Annotated in this window: 24 protein-coding genes and 2 pseudogenes; 25 read left to right on the plus strand and 1 reads right to left on the minus strand. The window is 30.1% G+C overall.

Going from position 1 to position 21,924, the window contains the following annotated elements:
- From IDG66_RS07850 to IDG66_RS07970, 25 genes and pseudogenes are all read left to right on the plus strand, one after another.
- Nucleotides 1-364, plus strand: a 364-nt coding sequence (locus IDG66_RS07850) for a DUF443 family protein (RefSeq protein WP_206172185.1), incomplete at its 5' end; no start/stop codon positions are given.
- A gap of 130 nt (nt 365-494) precedes the next feature.
- Entirely contained in the window at nt 495-1,136 is a 642-nt protein-coding gene (locus IDG66_RS07855; RefSeq protein ID WP_001793603.1) for a DUF443 domain-containing protein, read from the plus strand.
- 46 nt (nt 1,137-1,182) lie between these two features.
- Nucleotides 1,183-1,812 (plus strand): DUF443 family protein, encoded by a 630-nt coding sequence (locus IDG66_RS07860; protein ID WP_001837136.1) that lies wholly within the window; start codon nt 1,183-1,185, stop codon nt 1,810-1,812.
- 452 nt (nt 1,813-2,264) lie between these two features.
- On the plus strand, nt 2,265-2,894 hold the full coding sequence (locus IDG66_RS07865; RefSeq protein WP_000923036.1) for a DUF443 domain-containing protein: 630 nt from the start codon (nt 2,265-2,267) through the stop codon (nt 2,892-2,894).
- 123 nt (nt 2,895-3,017) lie between these two features.
- Entirely contained in the window at nt 3,018-3,659 is a 642-nt protein-coding gene (locus IDG66_RS07870; RefSeq protein ID WP_000882182.1) for a DUF443 family protein, read from the plus strand.
- 36 nt (nt 3,660-3,695) lie between these two features.
- Nucleotides 3,696-4,331 carry a DUF443 domain-containing protein gene (locus IDG66_RS07875; protein WP_000882123.1) on the plus strand — a complete coding sequence of 212 codons (636 nt, stop codon included), beginning with the start codon at nt 3,696-3,698 and terminating at the stop codon, nt 4,329-4,331.
- A gap of 16 nt (nt 4,332-4,347) precedes the next feature.
- Nucleotides 4,348-4,565 (plus strand): annotated as a pseudogene (locus tag IDG66_RS07880) (T7SS effector LXG polymorphic toxin); the annotation flags it as partial.
- Nucleotides 4,566-5,192: a DUF443 domain-containing protein gene (locus tag IDG66_RS07885; protein ID WP_000923044.1), complete on the plus strand. Its 627-nt coding sequence runs from the start codon at nt 4,566-4,568 to the stop codon at nt 5,190-5,192.
- 269 nt (nt 5,193-5,461) lie between these two features.
- On the plus strand, nt 5,462-6,400 hold the full coding sequence (locus tag IDG66_RS07890; RefSeq protein WP_000808902.1) for an aldo/keto reductase: 939 nt from the start codon (nt 5,462-5,464) through the stop codon (nt 6,398-6,400).
- Between the two features lie 210 nt (nt 6,401-6,610).
- Nucleotides 6,611-7,147 (plus strand): flavodoxin family protein, encoded by a 537-nt coding sequence (locus IDG66_RS07895; RefSeq protein WP_000633782.1) that lies wholly within the window; start codon nt 6,611-6,613, stop codon nt 7,145-7,147.
- A gap of 168 nt (nt 7,148-7,315) precedes the next feature.
- Nucleotides 7,316-7,792 (plus strand): GNAT family N-acetyltransferase, encoded by a 477-nt coding sequence (locus tag IDG66_RS07900; protein ID WP_000477504.1) that lies wholly within the window; start codon nt 7,316-7,318, stop codon nt 7,790-7,792.
- 39 nt (nt 7,793-7,831) lie between these two features.
- Complete coding sequence (locus IDG66_RS07905) at nt 7,832-9,127, plus strand: HD domain-containing protein (RefSeq protein WP_000180230.1); 1,296 nt, start codon at nt 7,832-7,834, stop codon at nt 9,125-9,127.
- A gap of 27 nt (nt 9,128-9,154) precedes the next feature.
- Nucleotides 9,155-9,676, plus strand: coding sequence for a YwhD family protein (locus IDG66_RS07910; RefSeq protein WP_001788287.1), 522 nt, complete (start codon nt 9,155-9,157; stop codon nt 9,674-9,676).
- A 498-nt stretch (nt 9,677-10,174) separates the two neighbouring features.
- Nucleotides 10,175-11,185, plus strand: coding sequence for an alcohol dehydrogenase AdhP (gene adhP, locus IDG66_RS07915; RefSeq protein ID WP_001200748.1), 1,011 nt, complete (start codon nt 10,175-10,177; stop codon nt 11,183-11,185).
- A 76-nt stretch (nt 11,186-11,261) separates the two neighbouring features.
- The gene (locus IDG66_RS07920) at nt 11,262-11,369 is read left to right on the plus strand and encodes a hypothetical protein (protein WP_000655099.1); all 108 of its coding nucleotides are present in this window, start codon (nt 11,262-11,264) and stop codon (nt 11,367-11,369) included.
- Between the two features lie 92 nt (nt 11,370-11,461).
- A complete protein-coding gene (locus IDG66_RS07925; RefSeq protein WP_000359085.1) occupies nt 11,462-11,878 on the plus strand; it encodes a YwiB family protein in 417 nt (138 codons plus the stop codon).
- On the plus strand, nt 11,875-13,536 hold the full coding sequence (gene argS / locus IDG66_RS07930) for an arginine--tRNA ligase (protein WP_001021136.1): 1,662 nt from the start codon (nt 11,875-11,877) through the stop codon (nt 13,534-13,536). The genes IDG66_RS07925 and argS overlap by 4 nt, the downstream gene beginning before the upstream one ends.
- A 390-nt stretch (nt 13,537-13,926) precedes the next feature.
- On the plus strand, nt 13,927-14,562 hold the full coding sequence (locus tag IDG66_RS07935) for an endonuclease III domain-containing protein (RefSeq protein ID WP_000901765.1): 636 nt from the start codon (nt 13,927-13,929) through the stop codon (nt 14,560-14,562).
- Between the two features lie 481 nt (nt 14,563-15,043).
- Nucleotides 15,044-15,823, plus strand: a pseudogene (locus tag IDG66_RS07940) (ABC transporter substrate-binding protein); the annotation flags it as partial.
- A 148-nt stretch (nt 15,824-15,971) separates the two neighbouring features.
- A complete protein-coding gene (locus IDG66_RS07945; RefSeq protein ID WP_010922824.1) occupies nt 15,972-16,922 on the plus strand; it encodes a FecCD family ABC transporter permease in 951 nt (316 codons plus the stop codon).
- Nucleotides 16,923-16,976: 54 nt separating this feature from the next.
- A complete protein-coding gene (locus tag IDG66_RS07950) occupies nt 16,977-17,696 on the plus strand; it encodes an HAD family hydrolase (protein ID WP_000365354.1) in 720 nt (239 codons plus the stop codon).
- Nucleotides 17,680-18,480, plus strand: a complete 801-nt coding sequence (locus tag IDG66_RS07955; RefSeq protein WP_000362978.1) for an alpha/beta fold hydrolase — start codon at nt 17,680-17,682, stop codon at nt 18,478-18,480. Before IDG66_RS07950 ends, IDG66_RS07955 begins: the two co-directional genes overlap by 17 nt.
- Nucleotides 18,481-18,615: 135 nt before the next feature.
- On the plus strand, nt 18,616-19,122 hold the full coding sequence (locus IDG66_RS07960; protein WP_000735558.1) for an SA0570 family protein: 507 nt from the start codon (nt 18,616-18,618) through the stop codon (nt 19,120-19,122).
- Between the two features lie 161 nt (nt 19,123-19,283).
- On the plus strand, nt 19,284-20,000 hold the full coding sequence (locus IDG66_RS07965; protein ID WP_001222133.1) for a hypothetical protein: 717 nt from the start codon (nt 19,284-19,286) through the stop codon (nt 19,998-20,000).
- 168 nt (nt 20,001-20,168) lie between these two features.
- Nucleotides 20,169-20,957, plus strand: coding sequence for an alpha/beta fold hydrolase (locus tag IDG66_RS07970; RefSeq protein WP_001045423.1), 789 nt, complete (start codon nt 20,169-20,171; stop codon nt 20,955-20,957).
- Nucleotides 20,958-21,206: 249 nt separating this feature from the next.
- Here the strand turns inward: IDG66_RS07970 and sarA are convergent, their stop codons facing one another.
- Nucleotides 21,207-21,581 carry a global transcriptional regulator SarA gene (gene sarA, locus IDG66_RS07975; RefSeq protein ID WP_001018677.1) on the minus strand — a complete coding sequence of 125 codons (375 nt, stop codon included), beginning with the start codon at nt 21,579-21,581 and terminating at the stop codon, nt 21,207-21,209.
- Nucleotides 21,582-21,924: the final 343 nt, after the last annotated feature.

The following is a 21,924-nucleotide window of genomic DNA, read 5'->3' on the forward strand; positions in this document are numbered from 1 at the left end:
GTATACACATTTACTTGACACTCAACTTGATAGAAAATTAGTTATTGCTATATGTTGTATCACATTTATAGGGATTTTAATATTTTATGTACGCCTAATTAAAAAATCATCTTTAAATATTTATAATACTAAAAATAAAAGGTCAAAAATTATCTTAATACCAACACTAAAAAATTTTTGTTTAACATTGTTTAGATATGCTTTTTTTATTTTATGGACAGTGATTTTCTCATATGCTCTATTATCAATGAGTTATCAAAACATAATAGTATATTTTGCTTGGATTACAGCAATAATGGGTTTTTTTCTAGTGAATATAGCTTTAATTATAGATAAAAACATTCATGTCATACTTAAAAATTAAGTGAAAGTACTAAATTCAGATTAAAAATATGAAAATATCAGTTAATAAAACCTTTGATGACAGTAACTTGATAGTATTTGAATGTCTTTTGAAGTATCGAAAAATGTATTACACATAAAATTAAAGGGATGTGGAGACATTGCTTTGCGAATCTAAAGTTATTAATAAAAACCCTAAATATCGAATAATCAAATACGATAGTGAATATTTAATGATTGATTTGGCAAGTAATTGGATTGTCTTCTTCTTTCCATTTATTAACTGGCTCATACCGAAAACATATGTCAAAATCACTAAGAATGATTATGAAAAATTAAATATTGTCAAACCAGTTAAAAATAAATCGATAGGATGGACCATATTCGCGGGTATTGTGTTACTTGGTGGTACTGTAAGAAGAAATACTTATTTATTTGATTTTCAATTAGAAGAACTAATTGTTTGGAGCAGCTGTTTCATTGGGTTTTTAGAGATTATATTTTTTTATTGTTATCTAAATAAGAAATTAACATTAAATATTTATAATGAAAGTAAAAATAATGAACTTAAATTAAGATTATTACCCTCCTTTAAAAATATTTGTTTCACAATTTTTTATTACCTATTTACTGGTTTCATGTCTTATGGGGCATTTTACTTGTTGGTATTTGAAAATGTGCAAAATTTAATCTTATATGTTTCTTGGCTTTTCATGACTATGCTATTTATGTTTATGAATATGCATTCAATTATAGATAAAAAAGTACATATATTCTTAAAGTCTAATAAATAGTTACAAATTTAGTTAGTTTTCAATTGTTAATTAGGGGTGGTAAACAGTGCTTTGTGAATCTAGACAAATTTATAAAAATCCTAAATATCGAGTTATTAGATATAATAATGAATATTTCATGGTCGATTTAGTAAGTACTTGGATTACTTATTTTTTCCCTATGATTAATTGGTTTTTGCCCAAAAAATACGCAAAAATTAGCGAAAATGAATTTGAAAGGTTAAATATAGTCGAGCCTGTTAAAAATAATGTTTTTTGGCCGGTTGCAGGAAGTTCAGTTCTATTTGGAATTATATTGAGAAAGTACGGTAACTTCTTTAATGTTCAGTTTGAAAAACAACTAGCAATCACTGTATTTTTTATCATGTTAATAGGGATGTTAATTTTTTATTTAGATAAAAATAAAAAATTAACATTAAAAATTTTTAATACCAACGTGGTTAATAAGAATAGAGTTGTATTAATACCGACTTTCAAACAAGGATTGTTAATAGTTTTTGCGTACTTTTTTTTAGGAAGCGCTTCAATATTTACTTTAACCATTCTTTTGACGACAGAGTCACAAAATATAATAATATTTTTAACTTGGGTTATTATCTCGATGTTTTTCTTTTTAGTGAATATGGCTTCGATAGGTAATAAAAATGTTCATGTTATTTTAAGAATAAACGAGTAGTAAAAATGATCGAAATTGGTAGTATCGCATATTTAAACGGTGGTTCAAAAAAATATAATCATATCTTAAATCAGGAAAATAGATAGTAATGTTTGAATATACCAAGTGAAAATGCCCATTGTGATTGATAAAGGAAAAAACTGTTTTAATTTAAAAATGAAATATAGAGCGTGTTATTTTGTATGATAGCTCTTATAACATTGGCGTTTTTAATCCAATAGTATGGACGGTTTTAGCTGGTTTTGTTGCGGAATCTGTTTAGACAATTCTTAAAAATTGGACTTTTCATACTAATAAATTTGGATTAAGAGATAAAACTAATTGGATAAGACATTAAATAGACGCTGTTTAAAAATACCACAGAAAAAGCTGTAGATAGTGTTGGAACGATAGTTGGTGAAGGTACAAAAAGTATTGGGGATCATTTAAAACTAATGAAACGGGAGTGGTAAATGTTGCTTTGCGATGTCAGAGTCATTTATAAAAATCCGAAATACAAAGTCATTCAACATAACGGTGAATACTTATTAGTCGATTTAGTAAGCACTTGGTTCGTGTACTTTTTTCCTTTCATTAATTGGTTCATTCCAAAAAAGTACGCGATAATTAGCGAAGAAGAATTTGAAAATTTAAATGTTGTTAAACCAAATAAAAATAATGTTTTCTGGTCAGTTATAGGAAGTTCGGTTTTGTTTGGAGTTACTTTAAGGAAATACATACATGTTTTTGATGTTCAATTAGATAAGCTAGTTGTAATGATATTGTGTGCTCTCGCTTTAATTTGTGTTATAGTTTTTTATTTTAACTTAAATAGAAAGCTTAAGTTAAAAGTGTTTGATACAAATATTGAAAAAAATAAGAGAGTTATATTAATACCAACGTTTAAACTTGGCTGTTTTTTAGTTTTCGGATATATTTTCGCTGGAAGTTTTTCAATATTTTCATTAATTGCCCTTATGACAATCGAACCTCAAAATATAATAATATTTATTTATTGGATTATGATGACAATGCTTTTCTTTTTGTTAAATATGACTTCGATAGGTAATGAAAAAGTTCGCGTTATAATGAAAAATAATTGATTACATTTAAAATATTCTAAATGTTGTCGACACAATCCTTTTAAGACGCTAGTAGAATTTAAATGACTTCTAATGTATATGAAAGTGTATCAATATAAAACCAATTGAAAAGAAGTGGAGACATTGCTTTGTGAAACTGAAAATATTAATAAGAATCCCAAATATAGAATTATCAAATACAAAGATGAATATTTGATGATTGATTTAGTAAGTACATGGTTAGCACTCTTTTTCCCAATGATTAATTGGCTGATTCCAAAAAAGTACGTCAAAATCAGCGAAAAAGATTTTGAAACTTTAAACATTGTGAAGACAGCTAAAATCAATTCTTTTTGGCCAGTGGCAGGAAGTACGGTCTTATTTGGTGTTATGTTAAGAAGGTATTCCCATTTATTTATCGTTAAATATGAATATAGTATAGTAATTTTAATTTGTTGCATCATAATACTAGGTATTTTTCTGTTTTTTTTATATTTAAATCAAAAGTTAAAGTTACAAATCTATAATGAAAACAAAAATAAAAGCAATAAGATAATCATATTTCCCACTTTAAAGAGTCTTTGTTTATCAATAGTTTTATATATTTATTTAGGTGGTGGTTCATTCTTTACTATTTATATGTTATTGACGATTGAAGTTCAAAATATAATATTATTTATAACTTTGTTTGTAATATTTTTGTTTTTCTTATTTTTAAATATGTGCTCACTATATGACAATAAAGTTCATGTATTATTTAAATCAAATGGAATTGAAAAGTTTTAATAGGAATAATAAACAAAGGAATGGTAGTGATAAATATTGCTATGTGAATCTAAAGTTATCAACAAAAATCCTAAGTATAGAGTTATTAAATATGGTGATGAATATTTAATGATTGATTTAGTAAGTACCTGGTTAACTTTATTTCTTCCTATGATTAATTGGTTAATTCCAAAAAAATATGTCAAAATCAGTAAAAAAGAATTTGACGATTTAAACATTGTCAAACCTGTTAAAAATAAAGCTTTTTGGCCAGTTGCAGGTAGTACTATTTTGTTCGGAGTTACGTTTAGAAAATATATTCCTTCACTTAATATTCAATTAGAGAAAAACATGGTGATTGTAATATGTTGTGCAATATTTCTGGGTGTTTTAATACTTTTTTTATTTCTGAATCGTAAGCTAAGGTTGGAAATTTATAATAATAACTCTAGTAAAGGGAAAATAATTTTATTTCCTTCATTAAAAAACTTTTGTTTCACAATATTTTATTATTTTTTATTTGGCGGTCTTTCAATAATGGCTCTAAGTATGTTATTAACTTTAAATCCTCAAAATATAATAGGCTTTATTGGTTGGTTGGTAATGACTGCAGGTTTCTTTCTGTTAAACATGTCATCGATTATTGACAAAAAAATTTATGTATTATCTAAAACTAACACGGTGGAAAAATGATGGTTTAGCTGGATTTACTGCAGGTTCTATTTCGGCAATACTTGTATATTGGACCAATCAAAAAAATGAATTTGGAATAAAAGATAAAAACGATTGGATAGGACATAAACTAGACGTTGGTATAGATGCTGTAGAAAAATCTGCAGAAAAAACAGTAGATGGTGTTGAAAATGTCATGGTGAAGCTTCAAAAAGTATTTCTAATCATATAAGCCCTAAGAAATGGAGCTGGTAAATGTTGCTATGCGAATCTAAAATCATCAATAAAAACCCAAAATATAGAATTATTAAATATAATGATGAATACTTAATGGTCGATATAATAAGCACTTGGATTAGTTTATTTTTTCCTTTTATTAATTGGTTCATCCCAAAAGAATACGTCAAAATTAGTAGAGAAGAGTTTGAAAACTTAAATATTGTTAAACCTGCTAAAAAGAATGTTTTTTGGCCAGTTGCAGGTAGCTCTGCTTTGCTGGGAGTTGCATTAAGAAAATATACACATTTACTTGACATTCAACTTGATAAAAAATTAGTTATTGCCATATGTTGCATCACATTTATAGGGATTTTAATATTTTATGTACGCCTAATTAAAAAATCATCTTTAAATATTTATAATACTAAAAATAAAAGGTCAAAAATTTTTTTAATACCTACACTAAAAAATGTTTGTTTCACATTATTTGGATATATTTTATTTGGCGGATTGACTATGCTATTCCTAGATGCACTATTATCAATGAGTTATCAAAACATAATAGTATATTTTGTTTGGATTGCAGTTATAATGGGTTTTTTTCTAGTTAATATAGCTTTAATTATAGATAAAAACATTCATGTCATACTTAAAAACCAATAGAAATTACCAAATTAAATTTGCAATGGCTTTAATATTGTCGTTCTTAAATGTTTTTCAATTTCTGATTCAAAAGTACATGTAATTTAAAGGTCAACGAGCAATCGCGCTATATGCATATCAATTTAAGCAATACTTATTTTAACTGAGTTTTATATAACGTTTTCCTATTACACCGCTTAAATTCAAGCTCTAATTCTAACATTTGGAAGTTGTATTAAATCATGATAGTGTGATAGTGGAAAAGTTATAAAGATAAGGAGCTGGGTCTAATGAAGCAATTTGTAAACTTAGGTAAATCTGATGTTGAAGTGTTTCCAATCGCACTTGGGACGAACGCAGTAGGTGGGCATAATTTATATCCGAACTTAGATGAAGAACAAGGAAAAGATGTTGTTCGTCAAGCCATTAATCATGGTATTAATTTATTAGATACGGCATATATTTATGGGCCAGAACGATCAGAAGAATTGGTTGGAGAAGTTGTTAAAGAATATCCGCGAGAGCAAATTAAAATTGCTACGAAAGGGTCTCATGAATTTGATGAAAATCAAGAAGTACATCAGAACAATCAACCGGAATATTTAAAACAACAAGTTGAGAATAGTTTGAAACGTCTACAAACTGATTATATCGATTTATATTATATTCATTTTCCGGATAACAACACTCCGAAAGATCAAGCAGTTGCAGCATTACAAGAGCTTAAGGAACAAGGGAAGATTAAAGCAATTGGTGTATCAAATTTCACATTAGATCAACTTAAAGAAGCAAATAAAGATGGTTACGTTGATGTTGTACAGTTAGAATATAATTTATTGCATCGCGAAAATGAGGCAGTATTACAATATTGTGTTGATCACCAAATCACATTTATTCCATATTTCCCATTAGCATCCGGTATTTTAGCTGGAAAATATGATGAGAACACTAAATTTAGTGACCATCGTACTACACGTCGTGATTTTAAACCAGGTGTATTTGAAGAAAATGTGCGTCGCGTAAAAGCTTTGGAAAGCATAGCTGCAGCACATCAAACTTCAATTGCGAACATTGTATTAGCATTTTATTTAACGAGACCAGCTATCGATGTGATTATTCCTGGTGCAAAACGTGCAGAACAAGTCGTTGAAAATATTAAAGCTGCAGATATCGTTTTATCAGATGATGAGATTCAATATATCGATGAACTGTTTCCGATTGAAGACTAAATGAATTGTATTTAATGGTGATATATGTATCTAATTTCATCATGAATTAGCCCCGTATCACAAACGACGTTATATAAGGCATGACGAAATTTCGTCAAATTTATATAAAAGTTGTAAGCGTTTTACTATTCGGTAGGCAAAGCTTATGATAGTATAATTAGGTAACGAAAAACACAGATATTTATTAATCAAAAGTGAGGTTAGGCTAAAATGATTACTGTTTTGTTTGGTGGGAGTAGACCAAACGGTAATACTGCACAATTAACAAAATTCGCTTTGCAAGATTTAGAGTATCAATGGATTGACGTGACACAACATCAGTTTAAACCGATACGTGACGTGAGACATACAGCAGAGACTATTACTTCATATGACGATGACTATTTGCCGATTCTAGATAAAATATTGGCTAGTGATACAATTATTTTTGCATCACCAGTGTATTGGTATAGCATTTCAGCACCATTGAAAGCATTTATCGAACATTGGTCAGAAACATTACAAGATAAACGATATCCTAATTTTAAGGCACAAATGGCCGAAAAGGATTTTAGAGTTATTTTAGTTGGTGGAGATTGTCCAAAAATAAAAGCGAAGCCAGCAATTACGCAAATGAAATATAGTTTAGACTTTTTAGGTGCCACTTTAAATGGTTATATTATTGGAACTGCTGAAAAGCCTGGTGACATCATGAAAGACAACTATGCCTTAGCACGTGCAACTGAGTGGAATAGTATATTGCAATAAGACATACCTCATACTAAACGAAGTGATTTTTTGCTTCGTTATTTTTTATTTTTAATTTTAACGGAAAATATAAATATATAAATTGAATAGACAATCATTGTTTATTAAGTATTGAGCAAGTTGTGGTATAATGCCGTTATTAAAACTTGTTAATAAGGGGAGAAAGTCATGTTCAAGGTAAGACAAGCAACTGAAAAAGATGTTGTTCAAATTAGAGATGTCGCAACTAAAGCTTGGTTTAATACATACTTAAATATATACGCTGCGACAACAGTTAATCACTTGTTAGAAGCTTCATATAATGAACATCATTTAAAGAAAAGACTTCAAGAACAATTATTCTTAGTCGTTGAAGAAGGTAATGACATCGTTGGCTTTGCTAACTTTATTTACGGTGAAGAATTATATTTATCAGCTCATTATGTTAAACCAGAATCGCAACATACAGGTTATGGTACAGCATTGTTAAATGAAGGATTATCACGTTTTGAAGATAAATTTGAAGGTGTTTACTTAGAAGTAGATAATAAAAATGAAGAAGCAGTAGCTTACTATAAAGAGCAAGGTTTTACAATCTTACGCTCTTATGAGCCAGAAATGTATGGCGAAAAGTTAGACTTAGCACTTATGTACAAAGCATTTTAAGTAAATTAAATATTATATTAAACGAAAAGGAGGGGAATAATGACTAACGCATATGTAGATTTAAAATTAGTAGAAGAAAAAGTTTTTAAAGACCCGATACATCGATATATTCATGTTGAAGATCAATTGATATGGGATTTAATTAAAACTAAGGAATTCCAAAGGTTACGTCGAATTAGACAACTAGGAACACTGTACCTATCTTTTCACACAGCAGAACATAGTCGCTTTGGACATTCTTTAGGTGTGTATGAAATAGTTAGACGATTAATTGATGAGTCATTTATTGGTCATGATGCATGGGACAATAAAGATAGACCGTTGGCATTATGTGCTGCATTATTACATGATTTAGGACATGGTCCATTTTCACATAGTTTTGAAAAAATATTTAATACAGACCATGAAGCATACACACAAGCGATTATTACTGGAGATACTGAGGTGAATGCTGTATTACGTAAAGTGGCGCCTGAGTTTCCAAGAGAAGTTGCGGAAGTAATTAATAAAACGCATCATAATAAATTGGTCATTTCGATGATTTCGTCACAAATCGATGCGGATAGAATGGATTATTTACAACGTGATGCGTATTTCACAGGTGTATCATATGGTGCTTTTGATATGGAGCGTATTTTAAGATTAATGCGACCTTCTAAAGATGAAGTACTAATCAAAGAAAGTGGTATGCATGCAGTTGAAAACTTTATTATGAGTCGTTATCAAATGTATTGGCAAATTTACTTCCACCCAGTTAGTCGTGGTGGAGAAGTGCTGCTTAATAATTGTTTGAAACGCGCAAAACAGCTTTATAATGAAGGCTATGAATTTAAGTTGCATCCACATGATTTTATTCCATTTTTTGAAGAGACAGTTACGATTGAACAATATGTTGAACTCGATGAAGCGGTAGTTACGTATTATTTGGAAAAATGGACAAAAGAAGATGATGCCATTTTAAGTGATTTAGCAAGTCGATTTATTAATCGAGACTTATTTAAATATATTCCATTTGATGGCTCAATTATTACAATATCAGAACTGCAAGAACTGTTTGAAGCAGGTGGTATTAATCCAGATTATTATTTTGTGAGTGAAGCATTTTCGGATTTGCCATATGACTATGATCGACCGGGGTCAAATCGCAAACCGATTCATTTATTAAGACAAGATGGTACGATTAGAGAAATAAGCAATCAATCATTAGTCATTCATAGTATTACAGGCATTAATCGCCAAGACTATAAATTATATTATCCTAGAGAAATGGTTGCAAAGATTAAAGATAAGACAATTAGAGAAGCTATTGAAAATTTGATTAATGAGCTTAATTAAACAGGGCTAAAATTGTTATCGTTAAATATGGAGGTTATATCATTGTCTGAGAAAAAAGGCTTTAATTTTAATATCATAAAAAATGACCCTCTAGATGGTCATAAAGGTACAAATATTGGTTCAATTAGCTTAGACAATATTGCACCAGTTTTTATCGATGTTGCTAACAAAGAAGCATTTATTGATATTGGAGGCATGCATGCTCGTGCCAAAGTTGAAAAAGGTGTGAAATGGATTACTGATAAAGCTGCTGTTGAAGGCGATGAAGCTAAAGAATATTGGTTGTGTTGGGTAACAACAGAACGTAATGAACAAGGACCATATTACGCTGGTTTAACAGCGTGCTATTTATTAGTGAATAAAGCAATTCGTCGTGGTTATAAAAGTATGCCTGAACATGTTAATATGATGGATAAATCAATGAAACATCATATTATCATTGATCAAATTGGTGACGAGAATAAAGCTATTTTAAAAGACTTTTTAATGAACCATGATGAAGGTATGTGGAAGCATTCTTCTGATGCTTTACATCAAGCATTTAATTAAATATTAGAAACTAAAATTTCCCAATTAATCTATAAAGATATGATTCATTTCTCAATGACGACGTAAATCTTGAGGTGAAAATAAAGTCTTAGATTGATTGGGAGTTTTTTTAATTTTTTTGAAATTAAATTAATCTGTAGTTAATAAAAAATTTGAATAACTGACACATTTTTTTGATCATAGCTATATACTTTGTGAATTAATTCACATTATAATAAGAGTGAAGATAAGAGTATTATAAATTATCTTTAAATAAATATATGTGAAGTAAAAATTACACGTTAGCATATCGATTATGTCATTTCTTTTAACATATTAACTAGGGAAACGTTAAAAGTTAACGGTTGATATCTAACTAAAAACAAGGTCACAGTAGTATGTTTTAATCTGGCGTCTATTACAAATAAAAATTACATCTATAATTATTCGTTTTCTTTTTTGAAAGTAATCGCCAATTAATATCATACATACTGGAGTGACTATAAGGAGGACATTATTATGAGAGCAGCAGTTGTAACGAAAGATCACAAAGTAAGTATTGAGGACAAAAAGTTAAGAGCTTTAAAACCTGGTGAAGCGTTGGTACAAACGGAATATTGTGGCGTTTGTCATACCGATTTACATGTTAAGAATGCTGATTTTGGTGATGTTACAGGCGTTACTTTAGGTCATGAAGGTATTGGTAAAGTCATCGAAGTTGCGGAAGATGTAGAATCATTAAAAATTGGAGACCGTGTGTCTATCGCTTGGATGTTCGAAAGCTGTGGAAGATGTGAATATTGTACAACAGGTCGTGAAACACTTTGCCGTAGTGTGAAAAATGCTGGTTATACAGTAGATGGTGCAATGGCTGAACAAGTTATTGTTACTGCAGACTATGCTGTGAAAGTACCTGAAAAATTAGATCCAGCAGCAGCGTCTTCTATTACATGCGCAGGTGTGACAACTTATAAAGCTGTAAAAGTAAGTAATGTAAAACCTGGTCAATGGTTAGGTGTTTTTGGTATAGGTGGTTTAGGTAACCTAGCTTTACAATATGCTAAAAACGTTATGGGGGCTAAAATTGTTGCCTTCGACATTAATGATGATAAATTAGCATTCGCGAAAGAATTAGGTGCAGATGCTATTATTAATTCTAAAGATGTTGATCCAGTTGCAGAAGTTATGAAATTAACTGATAACAAAGGATTAGATGCAACAGTGGTAACTTCAGTTGCTAAGACGCCATTTAACCAAGCGGTTGATGTTGTAAAAGCTGGTGCAAGAGTTGTTGCTGTTGGTTTACCTGTTGATAAAATGAACTTAGATATCCCAAGATTAGTGCTTGACGGTATTGAAGTAGTAGGTTCACTTGTTGGTACAAGACAAGACTTACGTGAAGCGTTTGAATTTGCTGCTGAAAATAAAGTAACACCTAAAGTTCAATTAAGAAAATTAGAAGAAATCAATGATATTTTTGAAGAAATGGAAAATGGTACTATAACTGGTAGAATGGTTATTAAATTTTAAAAATATTAATTGATTAAATATAGATGAAGAAGGTAGTGCTCTGAACACTATCATTATAATCAAACACGAGGTTTTCATGAAAGATAGTGAAAATCTCGTGTTTTTTGGTTTTGAGGTGTTGTTTGTATTTTATAAAATGGCTTACATATATGAAGCGTTGATTAAGTATGGAATTGTTAATTAATTGAACCTATTTAGCTTTAAGAAGGCATAACAAGATGACCTTATTTTATGCTATAATATTTCTATTATGCGAAGATTAAGGTGAGTAGTAAATTGGATAAAAAAGTAAGTATTCAAACAAAGCAAGTGTTGAAACAGCACAACGAAAAAGAAAAATTTGAATTTACTACTGAAGGAACTTGGCAACAAAGGCAATCTAACTTTATTCGGTATGTAGAACAAATTGAGGATGCAACAGTTAATGTTACAATAAAAGTGGATGATGATAGCGTTAAGTTGATTCGTAAAGGCGACATTAATATGAATTTGCATTTTGTTGAAGGACAAACGACAACAACTTTTTACGATATATCGGCTGGACGAATTCCACTAGATGTTAAAACATTACGCATTTTACATTTCGTAAGTGGAGACGGTGGCAAGCTAAAGATTCATTATGAATTATATCAAGATAATGAAAAAATGGGTTCTTATCAATATGAAATTAACTATAAGGAGATAGGCGAATGAATATTATTGATCAAGTGAAACAAACATTAGTAGAAGAAATTGCAGCAAGTATTAACAAAGCAGGATTAGCAGATGAGATTCCTGATATTAAAATTGAAGTTCCTAAAGATACAAAAAATGGAGATTATGCTACTAATATTGCGATGGTACTGACTAAGATTGCAAAGCGTAATCCTCGTGAAATTGCTCAAGCGATTGTTGATAACTTAGATACTGAAAAAGCACATGTAAAACAAATTGACATTGCTGGTCCAGGATTCATTAATTTTTACTTAGATAATCAGTATTTAACAGCAATTATTCCTGAAGCAATTGAAAAAGGTGATCAATTTGGACATGTAAATGAATCAAAAGGTCAAAATGTATTGCTTGAGTATGTTTCGGCTAACCCTACAGGAGATTTACATATTGGTCATGCTAGAAATGCAGCAGTTGGTGATGCTTTAGCTAATATTTTAACTGCAGCTGGCTATAATGTAACACGTGAATATTATATTAATGATGCTGGTAATCAAATTACTAACTTAGCGCGTTCGATTGAAACACGTTTCTTTGAAGCTTTAGGTGACAATAGTTATTCAATGCCAGAAGATGGCTATAATGGAAAAGATATTATTGAAATAGGTAAAGATTTAGCAGAGAAACACCCTGAAATTAAAGATTATTCTGAAGAAGCACGTTTGAAAGAATTTAGAAAATTAGGCGTAGAATACGAAATGGCTAAATTGAAAAATGATTTAGCAGAGTTCAATACGCATTTTGATAATTGGTTTAGTGAAACATCTTTATATGAAAAATGCGAAATTCTTGAAGTTTTAGCAAAAATGAAAGAATTAGGTTATACGTATGAAGCTGATGGCGCTACATGGTTACGTACAACTGATTTTAAAGACGACAAAGACAGAGTCTTAATTAAAAATGACGGTACATATACGTATTTCTTACCAGATATTGCGTACCACTTCGATAAAGTTAAACGTGGTAATGACATTTTAATCGATTTATTTGGTGCTGATCATCATGGTTATATTAATCGTTTGAAAGCATCTCTTGAAACGTTTGGTGTAGATAGTAATCGTTTAGAAATTCAAATCATGCAAATGGTTCGTTTAATGGAAAATGGTAAAGAAGTGAAGATGAGTAAACGTACTGGTAATGCGATTACATTAAGAGAAATTATGGACGAAGTTGGCGTTGACGCTGCACGTTATTTCTTAACTATGCGTAGTCCTGATAGTCACTTTGATTTTGATATGGAATTAGCGAAAGAGCAATCTCAAGACAATCCAGTTTACTATGCTCAATATGCACATGCGCGTATTTGTTCAATTTTAAAACAAGCGAAAGAGCAAGGTATTGAAGTGACTGCTGCGAATGATTTTACAACAATTACTAATGAAAAAGCGATTGAATTGTTGAAAAAAGTAGCTGACTTTGAGCCTACAATTGAAAGTGCTGCAGAACATAGATCAGCACATAGAATTACTAATTATATTCAAGATTTAGCTTCTCATTTCCATAAATTCTACAATGCTGAAAAAGTGTTAACAGATGATATTGAAAAAACAAAAGCACATGTTGCTATGATTGAAGCGGTCAGAATTACATTGAAAAATGCATTGGCAATGGTCGGTGTAAGCGCACCTGAATCAATGTAAGAACATTTATATACACTCCAACGTAGAGTTTCTCGAAAGATACTTTGTGTTGGAGTGTTTTTAATTAGGTATGTGACATATTGGGGAATGCTTAGTATGTGAATAAGGTTAAGAGGAACGCAGTTGGATGCTACTGCACAACTGCATAAGAGAGCCTGAGACATAAATCAATGTTCTATGCTCTACAAAGTTATAATGGCAGTAGTTGACTGAACGAAAATTCGCTTGTAACAAGCTTTTTTCAATTCTAGTCAACCTTGCCGGCGGGGCCCCAACAAAGAGAAATTGGATTCCCAATTTCTACAGACAATGCAAGTTGGGGTGGGACGACGAAATAAATTTTACGATAATATCATTTCTGTCCCACTCCCTCTAAAATGGAGGGTGTAAATGTTAGGAACTGATGAATTATATAAAGTTTTATATGAACATCTCGGACCACAATTTTGGTGGCCTGCTGATAATGACATTGAAATGATGTTAGGTGCAATTTTAGTTCAAAATACTAGATGGCGAAATGCAGAAATTGCATTGAATCAAGTTAAAGAACACACGCATTTTAATCCAAATCATATATTAGAACTACCTATTGAAACGTTACAATCATTGATACATTCAAGTGGCTTTTATAAAAGTAAATCACTGACGATTAAAACATTATTAACATGGTTAGCACGACATCATTTCAATTATCAAGAGATTAATGAGCGATATAAAGGTGGATTAAGAAAAGAATTATTATCTTTGAAAGGTATTGGAAGTGAAACAGCAGATGTCTTACTTGTTTATATATTCGGACGTATTGAATTTATTCCAGATAGCTATACAAGAAAAATATATGATAAATTAGGATATGAAAACACTAAAAATTATGATCAATTAAAAAAAGTAGTCACATTACCAAATCATTTTACAAATCAAGATGCTAATGAATTTCATGCTCTGTTAGATGTATTTGGTAAACATTACTTTAGAGACAAAGATATAAAGAATTATGATTTTTTAGAACCTTACTTTAAAAAGTAAACGCTGTGAAGTTAGATAGATGAGTTTATATGAAATATAAAAAATAATTTACTATTTTCTTTTAGTATGTGGACTTATATAATAAATAGAAGCATATAAAGTAAAAAACAGTTGGATGCTACCGCGCAACTGCATAAAAGCCTCTAATCGCTAAAGGTGAAGAGGAACGCAGTTGGATATTAAGGCACAACTGCATAAAAGCCTCTAATCACTAAAGGTGAAGAGGAACGCAGTTGGCTTGCTTGCGCACAACTGCATAAAAGCCTCTAATCGCTAAAGGTGAAGAGGAACGCAGTTGGCTTGCTTGCGCACAACTGCATAAAAGCCTCTAATCGCTAAAGCTCAAGAGGCTTTAAAAAGGAGATGTGATAGTGTGAAGAAATCGTTAATTGCTTTTATTTTGATTTTTATGCTTGTCCTGAGTGGCTGTGGTATGAAAGATAATGATAAACAAGGTAGCAATGATAATGGCTCGTCTAAATCGCCGTACCATAGAATTGTTTCGTTAATGCCTAGTAATACTGAAATTTTATATGAATTAGGATTAGGTAAATACATAGTTGGTGTTTCAACGGTTGATGATTATCCAAAAGATGTGAAAGAGGGTAAGAAACAATTTGATGCTTTGAATCTAAATAAAGAGGAACTTTTAAAGGAAAAGCCAGATCTAATTCTTGCGCATGAGTCGCAAAAGGCAACTGCTAATAAAGTATTGTCATCATTAGAGAAACAAGGCATCAAAGTAGTGTATGTTAAAGATGCACAATCAATTGATGAAACATACAACACATTTAAGCAAATTGGGAAATTAACGCATCATGATAAGCAGGCTGAACAACTTGTTGAGGAAACTAAAGATAATATCGATAAAGTCATAGATTCAATTCCTGCTCATCATAAAAAATCAAAAGTATTTATTGAGGTTTCATCAAAGCCTGAAATATATACAGCAGGAAAGCATACATTTTTCAATGATATGTTAGAAAAATTAGAAGCCCAAAATGTTTATAGTGACATTAATGGTTGGAACCCTGTAACGAAGGAAAGTATTATTAAAAAGAACCCAGATATATTAATTTCGACGGAAGCTAAGACAAGATCAGATTATATGGATATCATCAAAAAAAGAGGTGGATTCAATAAAATTAATGCTGTCAAGAATACACGTATTGAAGTTGTAAATGGTGATGAAGTATCAAGACCCGGTCCACGTATTGATGAAGGATTAAAAGAATTAAGAGATGCAATTTATAGAAAATAAACCATTCTAATTATGCCCCTTATTGCTACATGTAAAAAAATACATGTTTGAGATAAGGGGTTTTTAAAATATATTTAGTGAATGATAGCAACGCGAGTATGTGATTGCTATAATGAATGTAATTATCGATGAAAGAAAAGAGAATGCTATGACATTTAATAAAGTATTATTGAGCTGGATAGTCATATTGATTATAACAACTAGCATATATCTATTTTGGCAGTTGGGGGATATCAATGATGTATTTAACCAGTCTATTTTAATCAATGTTAGATTACCGAGATTATTAGAAGCATTGTTGACAGGTATGATATTAACAGTTGCAGGTCTTATATTTCAAACAGTTTTAAATAATGCATTGGCAGATAGCTTTACATTAGGATTGGCAAGCGGTGCTACATTTGGTTCAGGATTAGCATTATTTTTAGGTTTAACAACGTTATGGATTCCTGTATTTTCAATAACATTTAGTTTGATAACATTAATAACTGTATTAGTCATTACGTCGGTATTGAGCCAAGGCTATCCAGTTAGAATCTTAATATTAAGTGGTTTAATGATTGGTGCATTATTCAATTCACTTCTATATTTTTTGATTTTATTAAAACCTCGCAAATTAAATACAATTGCCAATTATTTGTTTGGTGGCTTTGGTGATGCAGAATACTCAAATGTATCCATAATAGCAATCACATTTATCATTGCACTGTTTGGTATATTTATCATTCTTAATCAACTAAAGTTATTGCAATTAGGAGAACTAAAAAGTCAGTCACTAGGCTTAAATGTTCAATTGATTACATATATCGCGTTATGTATAGCTTCTATGATAACGGCGATAAATGTCGCATATGTTGGCATCATTGGATTCATTGGTATGGTAATACCGCAACTCATTAGAAAATGGCAGTGGAAACAATCATTAGGAAGACAATTGGCTTTGAATATTGTAATTGGAGGACAAATAATGGTTATGGCAGATTTTATTGGTAGCCATATATTGTCACCAGTACAAATACCGGCAAGTATTATCATTGCATTAATTGGTATACCAGTGTTATTTTACATGCTAATATCTCAGTCGAAACGGTTACACTAGCACATGACATTTGCTAAAATAAAAATAACTATAAACATAAAGAGGGCATAAGCGATGGATTTGAATCAAATTAAAGCAGTTGTATTTGATTTAGAAGGTACGTTGTTGGACAGAGTTAAATCTCGAGAGAAATTTATCGAAGAGCAATATGAACGATTTCATGACTACTTAATTCATGTTCAACTGGCAGATTTTAAAAAAGCATTTATTGAGCTAGATGACGATGAAGATAATGATAAACCTGATTTATATAAAGAAATCATTAAACGTTTCCATGTAGATAGGTTAACTTGGAAAGACTTATTTAATGATTTTGAAATGCATTTTTATCGTTATGTATTTCCTTATTACGATACTTTGTATACACTAGAAAAGCTATCGCAAAAAGGCTTTCAAATTGGTGTTATCGCAAATGGTAAATCTAAGATTAAACAATTTCGATTACATTCACTTGGTTTGATGCATGTTATTAATTATTTATCAACATCAGAAACAGTTGGTTTTCGTAAACCACATCCTAAAATTTTTGAAGATATGATTGATCAACTAGGGGTATTACCTGAGCAAATTATGTATGTTGGCGATGATGCGTTAAATGATGTAGCTCCAGCACGAGCTATGGGCATGGTTAGTGTATGGTATAAACAAGAAGATGCTGAAATTGAACCACTCGAAGAAGAAGTTGATTTTACAATTACAACAGTGGAAGAATTATTAACCATTTTACCAATAAAAAATGATAATAAAGGAGAAAATTATGGATCTATTTACTAGAAAAGATGGAACATCGATTCATTACAGTACATTAGGTGAAGGCTATCCTATCGTATTGATTCATACTGTACTTGATAATTATTCTGTGTTTAATAAATTAGCAGCACAATTAGCAAAATCATTTCAAGTTGTGTTAATTGATTTACGTGGACATGGCTATTCTGATAAACCTCGTCACATTGAAATAAAAGATTTTTCTGATGACATTGTTGAATTACTTAAATATTTATACATTGAAGAAGTTGCATTTGTATGCCATGAAATGGGTGGAATCATTGGTGCGGATATTTCAGTACGTTATCCTGAATTTACATCATCACTTATGTTGGTAAATCCAACATCTATTGAAGGTGAATTACCGGAAGAACGTTTATTTAGAAAATATGCCCATATTATTCGAAACTGGGATCCTGAAAAACAAGATAAATTTTTAAATAAGCGTAAGTATTATCGTCCGAGAAAAATGAATCGATTCCTTAAACATGTCGTAGATACAAATGAAATATCAACTAAAGAAGAAATTCAAGCAGTTAAAGAGGTATTCAAAAACGCTGATATTTCTCAAACTTATAGAAATGTCGTAGTACCGACAAAAATTATTGCAGGAGAATTCGGTGAAAGAACAACAAGATTGGAAGCTAAAGAAGTAGCTGATTTAATCCAAAATGCGGACTTTGAAGTATATCAAGAATCAAGTGCATTCCCATTTGTTGAAGAGCAAGAAAGATTCGTCGAAGATACAGCTTCATTTATCAACAAACATCACGATGAAAAGCATGTTTAATTTTTAGTGATAAGTGAAATATAAAAGTAGTAATTATTATTTGTAATATAATTGTAATATGACTGTTGTTTTAGAAATGATTGTTGTATAATGGTTGTGAGCACAAGACGATATAAATAAAAGGAGAGAGTGCTTATGAAAAAGCTACTAACGGCAAGTATAATTGCATGTTCTGTTGTAATGGGAGTAGGCTTAGTGAACACTAGTGCCGAAGCAGCAAGTGGCAACTCTATTGATACTGTTAAACAATTAATTAAGGGTGATCAGTCATTAGAAAATGTGAAAATTGGCGAATCTATTAAAGATGTTTTAACTAAGTACAAAAATCCTATGTATTCTTACAATGAAGATGGAACTGAACATTATTACGAATTCCATACTAAAAAAGGTATGTTATTAGTAACTACTGATGGTAAGAAAAACAATGGTAAAGTAACTCATATTTCAATGATGTATAATGATGCTAATGGTCCAACATATCAAGCTGTTAAAAATTATGTTGGCAAAGCAGTAACACATACGGAATATAGCAAAGTTGCTGGTAATTTTGGATATATTGAAAAAGGCAAAACGACTTATCAATTTGCCTCAGCACCAAAAGATAAAAACATAAAATTATATCGTATTGATTTGGAAAAATAATAATTAAATTAATCGTGCTTAACCGACAAGTTAAATCGCAATACTTGTCGGTTATTTTATTACATGGCATAATACAGTGAATATTAATTTTTATGATTTGCGAAGGGGAAATTAAACCAATACAATAAATAAAGATGTTTCATTTTAAAGGAGTACTACCAATGCGTATTAACGATAAAATTTTACTAGAAAATATAGAAGATTACTTTAATCATAAAGGTTTATCACCGCATTTGATTGATGATATTAAAGAGAAAGTAATTACTGATATAAAAAATTCTGAAAAGAAAGATCAAGATTATATTGAATATAAAAGAAAATCTCCAGCACAAATCATATTAATGATTCAAAGGAATTTGTTTGCTTTACAAATGAATCCAGTTATTTTCTTTATTATAAACTTCATTCTCATATCCTATTTATATGATAAACAGTATGTTCAGTTTCAAGCTATTACTGGAATGAGTCTATTTTATTGTTTAGTGATTTTTCCAATGACTATTGTTGTATACCTAAGGGTGTCACAAAAGAATTACTTGCGTAGTAATAAAATAGAAATGATTATGGGTACAATTATCGCTATCATATCCTTGTTATTAATTATATTACAAGCATTTAATATTACTTGGGGCGTTATACCAATTACAAATTTTGGACATCAATTTTTCTTTTTCATTGGTATTATTTTAGTAATTGCCGGCATATTTTATAAGCGACTTGAGTTTTCGGGAATCGGCTTATTATTTTGTCAAAAAACCGTCGATGCAATGATTCATAATCCACAATCAGCCCAGATTTTTTCATTAATTATATGGATATTATTAGTAGTTCTAGTTATATATTTCACAATTAGATTATCTTCACGTACAAGATTATAAATATGATAAAACTATTCACTTGATTAATTGTATTAATTGAGATGAATAGTTTTTTTATTGTTGGAATAACTTTTGGTAATTTATAAATAATTTAAAAAAATTGTTTATAAAATGGAAGCGTATATAGAATGAAGGTTGGGTATATAGTTTATTGAGGGAGGTGTCACAATGAATAAAGTCACAATTAATCCTCAAATCCAATTAACTTATCAAATTGAAGGTAAAGGGGATCCTATAATATTACTTCATGGATTGGATGGTAATTTAGCTGGATTTGAAGATTTGCAACATCAACTAGCATCATCATATAAAGTACTTACTTACGATTTAAGAGGTCATGGCAAGTCTTCTAAAAGTGAATCATACGATTTAAACGATCACGTTGAGGATTTAAAAATTCTAATGGAGAAGTTAAATATTCATGAGGCACATATTCTAGGACATGATTTAGGTGGGGTAGTTGCTAAGTTATTTACAGATAAATATGCTTATCGTGTAAAATCATTAACTACCATTGCATCGAAGAAAGATGACTTAATACACAGCTTTACTCAATTGTTAATACAATATCAAGATGATATAGCGGGTTTTAATAAGTCTGAAGCGTATATTCTTTTATTTTCTAAATTGTTTAGAAATCAAGAGAAGACGATGAAATGGTATCAAAAACAAAGAATATATAGCATTAAGTCTGAGGATGATAGTGCGGTGGCAATTCGTTCATTAATTTTGCATAAAGATGAACCTATGTATTTAAAAAAACGTACATGTGTACCTACTTTGTTAATTAATGGGGAACATGATCCTTTGATTAAAGATAAGAATCATTTTAAATTGGAAGCGCATTTTTTAAATGTTACGAAAAAAATCTTCGAACATTCAGGACATGCACCGCATATTGAAGAACCAGAAGCATTTATGAATTATTATTTAAATTTTTTAAAAAGCGTATCATAATATGTGATATATAAACCTAGGGCATAAAGTCTTTAGGCAATGTGAAAAAGCTGATTACTATTCATTATTTGATAGAAATCAGCTTTTTTTGAAATGTATTTGATATATACTGCTCGTTATGCGGCTATCTTCCTTATATTAAGTGCCATTAGTGCAAAACCTCTTAACATTTACAAAAAAAGACATAAAAAAAGGAAGTTTAATAGAATGTATCATCTATCAAACTTCACCAAATTGCGCTAAACAAAATTATAGTTCAATTTCGTTGTTTGCTTCAGTGATTCGTTTATTTACTCGACTCAATAATGATTCGATTTTTTTACGTTGTTGTGCATTAACAAGAATTAATACAGTTCTTTCATCATGCTCATTACGTTTTTTATCGAAGTAATCTTCTTGAGATAAAATTTTAACTGCTTTAACAACTTGTGGTTGTTTGTAGTTTAAATGATTAATAATATCTTTAAGATAGTATTCTTTCTCTTTGTTTTCGCTGATGTATGTCAATACAGCGAATTCTTCAAAGCTAATTGAAAATTCCTTTTTAATTAAACTTTTTAATTTGTCAGCATAAGTGACCATTGATAACAACTCAAAGCAATCATTGATTTTTGTAATTGCCATGTTTAAAACCTCCCTATTTGATGCATCTTGCTCGATACATTTGCCCGATAATATATTGATATCTAATCTTTATTTATTATAGATATGTTAGTCATAATTTTGCATTAAATAAGTTTTATTAAATATATTTAATGCTCTATTATTTAGTTAATTATAACTAATTAAAAATGAGAAGTAAACAAAAAAGTGTTTATAAAACAAATTATTCATTAGACACAGTGATTGTATTTCTGGGTTAGCATTTGGTTTAGTCAAAAATATCAGCATTTTTTATAATTTACCTTAATTTAATCGCCAATACAAGGTAATTTATTTAATGAAACGATTTAGCGCAATTAAATGT

The organism is Staphylococcus sp. EG-SA-18 (assembly GCF_017151825.1).
Lineage (GTDB): Bacteria > Bacillota > Bacilli > Staphylococcales > Staphylococcaceae > Staphylococcus > Staphylococcus aureus.

What these genes read in the sequence shown, in the direction of transcription:
- IDG66_RS07945 (WP_010922824.1), top strand. Translation starts at nt 15,972, where the DNA reads ATGACATTTAATAAAGTATTATTGAGCTGGATAGTCATATTGATTATA.
- IDG66_RS07965 (WP_001222133.1), top strand. Translation starts at nt 19,284, where the DNA reads ATGCGTATTAACGATAAAATTTTACTAGAAAATATAGAAGATTACTTT.
- IDG66_RS07910 (WP_001788287.1), top strand. Translation starts at nt 9,155, where the DNA reads ATGGAGGTTATATCATTGTCTGAGAAAAAAGGCTTTAATTTTAATATC.
- IDG66_RS07905 (WP_000180230.1), top strand. Translation starts at nt 7,832, where the DNA reads ATGACTAACGCATATGTAGATTTAAAATTAGTAGAAGAAAAAGTTTTT.
- IDG66_RS07960 (WP_000735558.1), top strand. Translation starts at nt 18,616, where the DNA reads ATGAAAAAGCTACTAACGGCAAGTATAATTGCATGTTCTGTTGTAATG.
- IDG66_RS07955 (WP_000362978.1), top strand. Translation starts at nt 17,680, where the DNA reads ATGGATCTATTTACTAGAAAAGATGGAACATCGATTCATTACAGTACA.
- IDG66_RS07950 (WP_000365354.1), top strand. Translation starts at nt 16,977, where the DNA reads ATGGATTTGAATCAAATTAAAGCAGTTGTATTTGATTTAGAAGGTACG.
- sarA (WP_001018677.1), bottom strand. Translation starts at nt 21,581, where the DNA reads ATGGCAATTACAAAAATCAATGATTGCTTTGAGTTGTTATCAATGGTC.
- IDG66_RS07920 (WP_000655099.1), top strand. Translation starts at nt 11,262, where the DNA reads ATGAAAGATAGTGAAAATCTCGTGTTTTTTGGTTTTGAGGTGTTGTTT.
- IDG66_RS07890 (WP_000808902.1), top strand. Translation starts at nt 5,462, where the DNA reads ATGAAGCAATTTGTAAACTTAGGTAAATCTGATGTTGAAGTGTTTCCA.
- IDG66_RS07900 (WP_000477504.1), top strand. Translation starts at nt 7,316, where the DNA reads ATGTTCAAGGTAAGACAAGCAACTGAAAAAGATGTTGTTCAAATTAGA.
- IDG66_RS07935 (WP_000901765.1), top strand. Translation starts at nt 13,927, where the DNA reads ATGTTAGGAACTGATGAATTATATAAAGTTTTATATGAACATCTCGGA.
- IDG66_RS07885 (WP_000923044.1), top strand. Translation starts at nt 4,566, where the DNA reads ATGTTGCTATGCGAATCTAAAATCATCAATAAAAACCCAAAATATAGA.
- argS (WP_001021136.1), top strand. Translation starts at nt 11,875, where the DNA reads ATGAATATTATTGATCAAGTGAAACAAACATTAGTAGAAGAAATTGCA.
- adhP (WP_001200748.1), top strand. Translation starts at nt 10,175, where the DNA reads ATGAGAGCAGCAGTTGTAACGAAAGATCACAAAGTAAGTATTGAGGAC.
- IDG66_RS07970 (WP_001045423.1), top strand. Translation starts at nt 20,169, where the DNA reads ATGAATAAAGTCACAATTAATCCTCAAATCCAATTAACTTATCAAATT.
- IDG66_RS07895 (WP_000633782.1), top strand. Translation starts at nt 6,611, where the DNA reads ATGATTACTGTTTTGTTTGGTGGGAGTAGACCAAACGGTAATACTGCA.
- IDG66_RS07865 (WP_000923036.1), top strand. Translation starts at nt 2,265, where the DNA reads ATGTTGCTTTGCGATGTCAGAGTCATTTATAAAAATCCGAAATACAAA.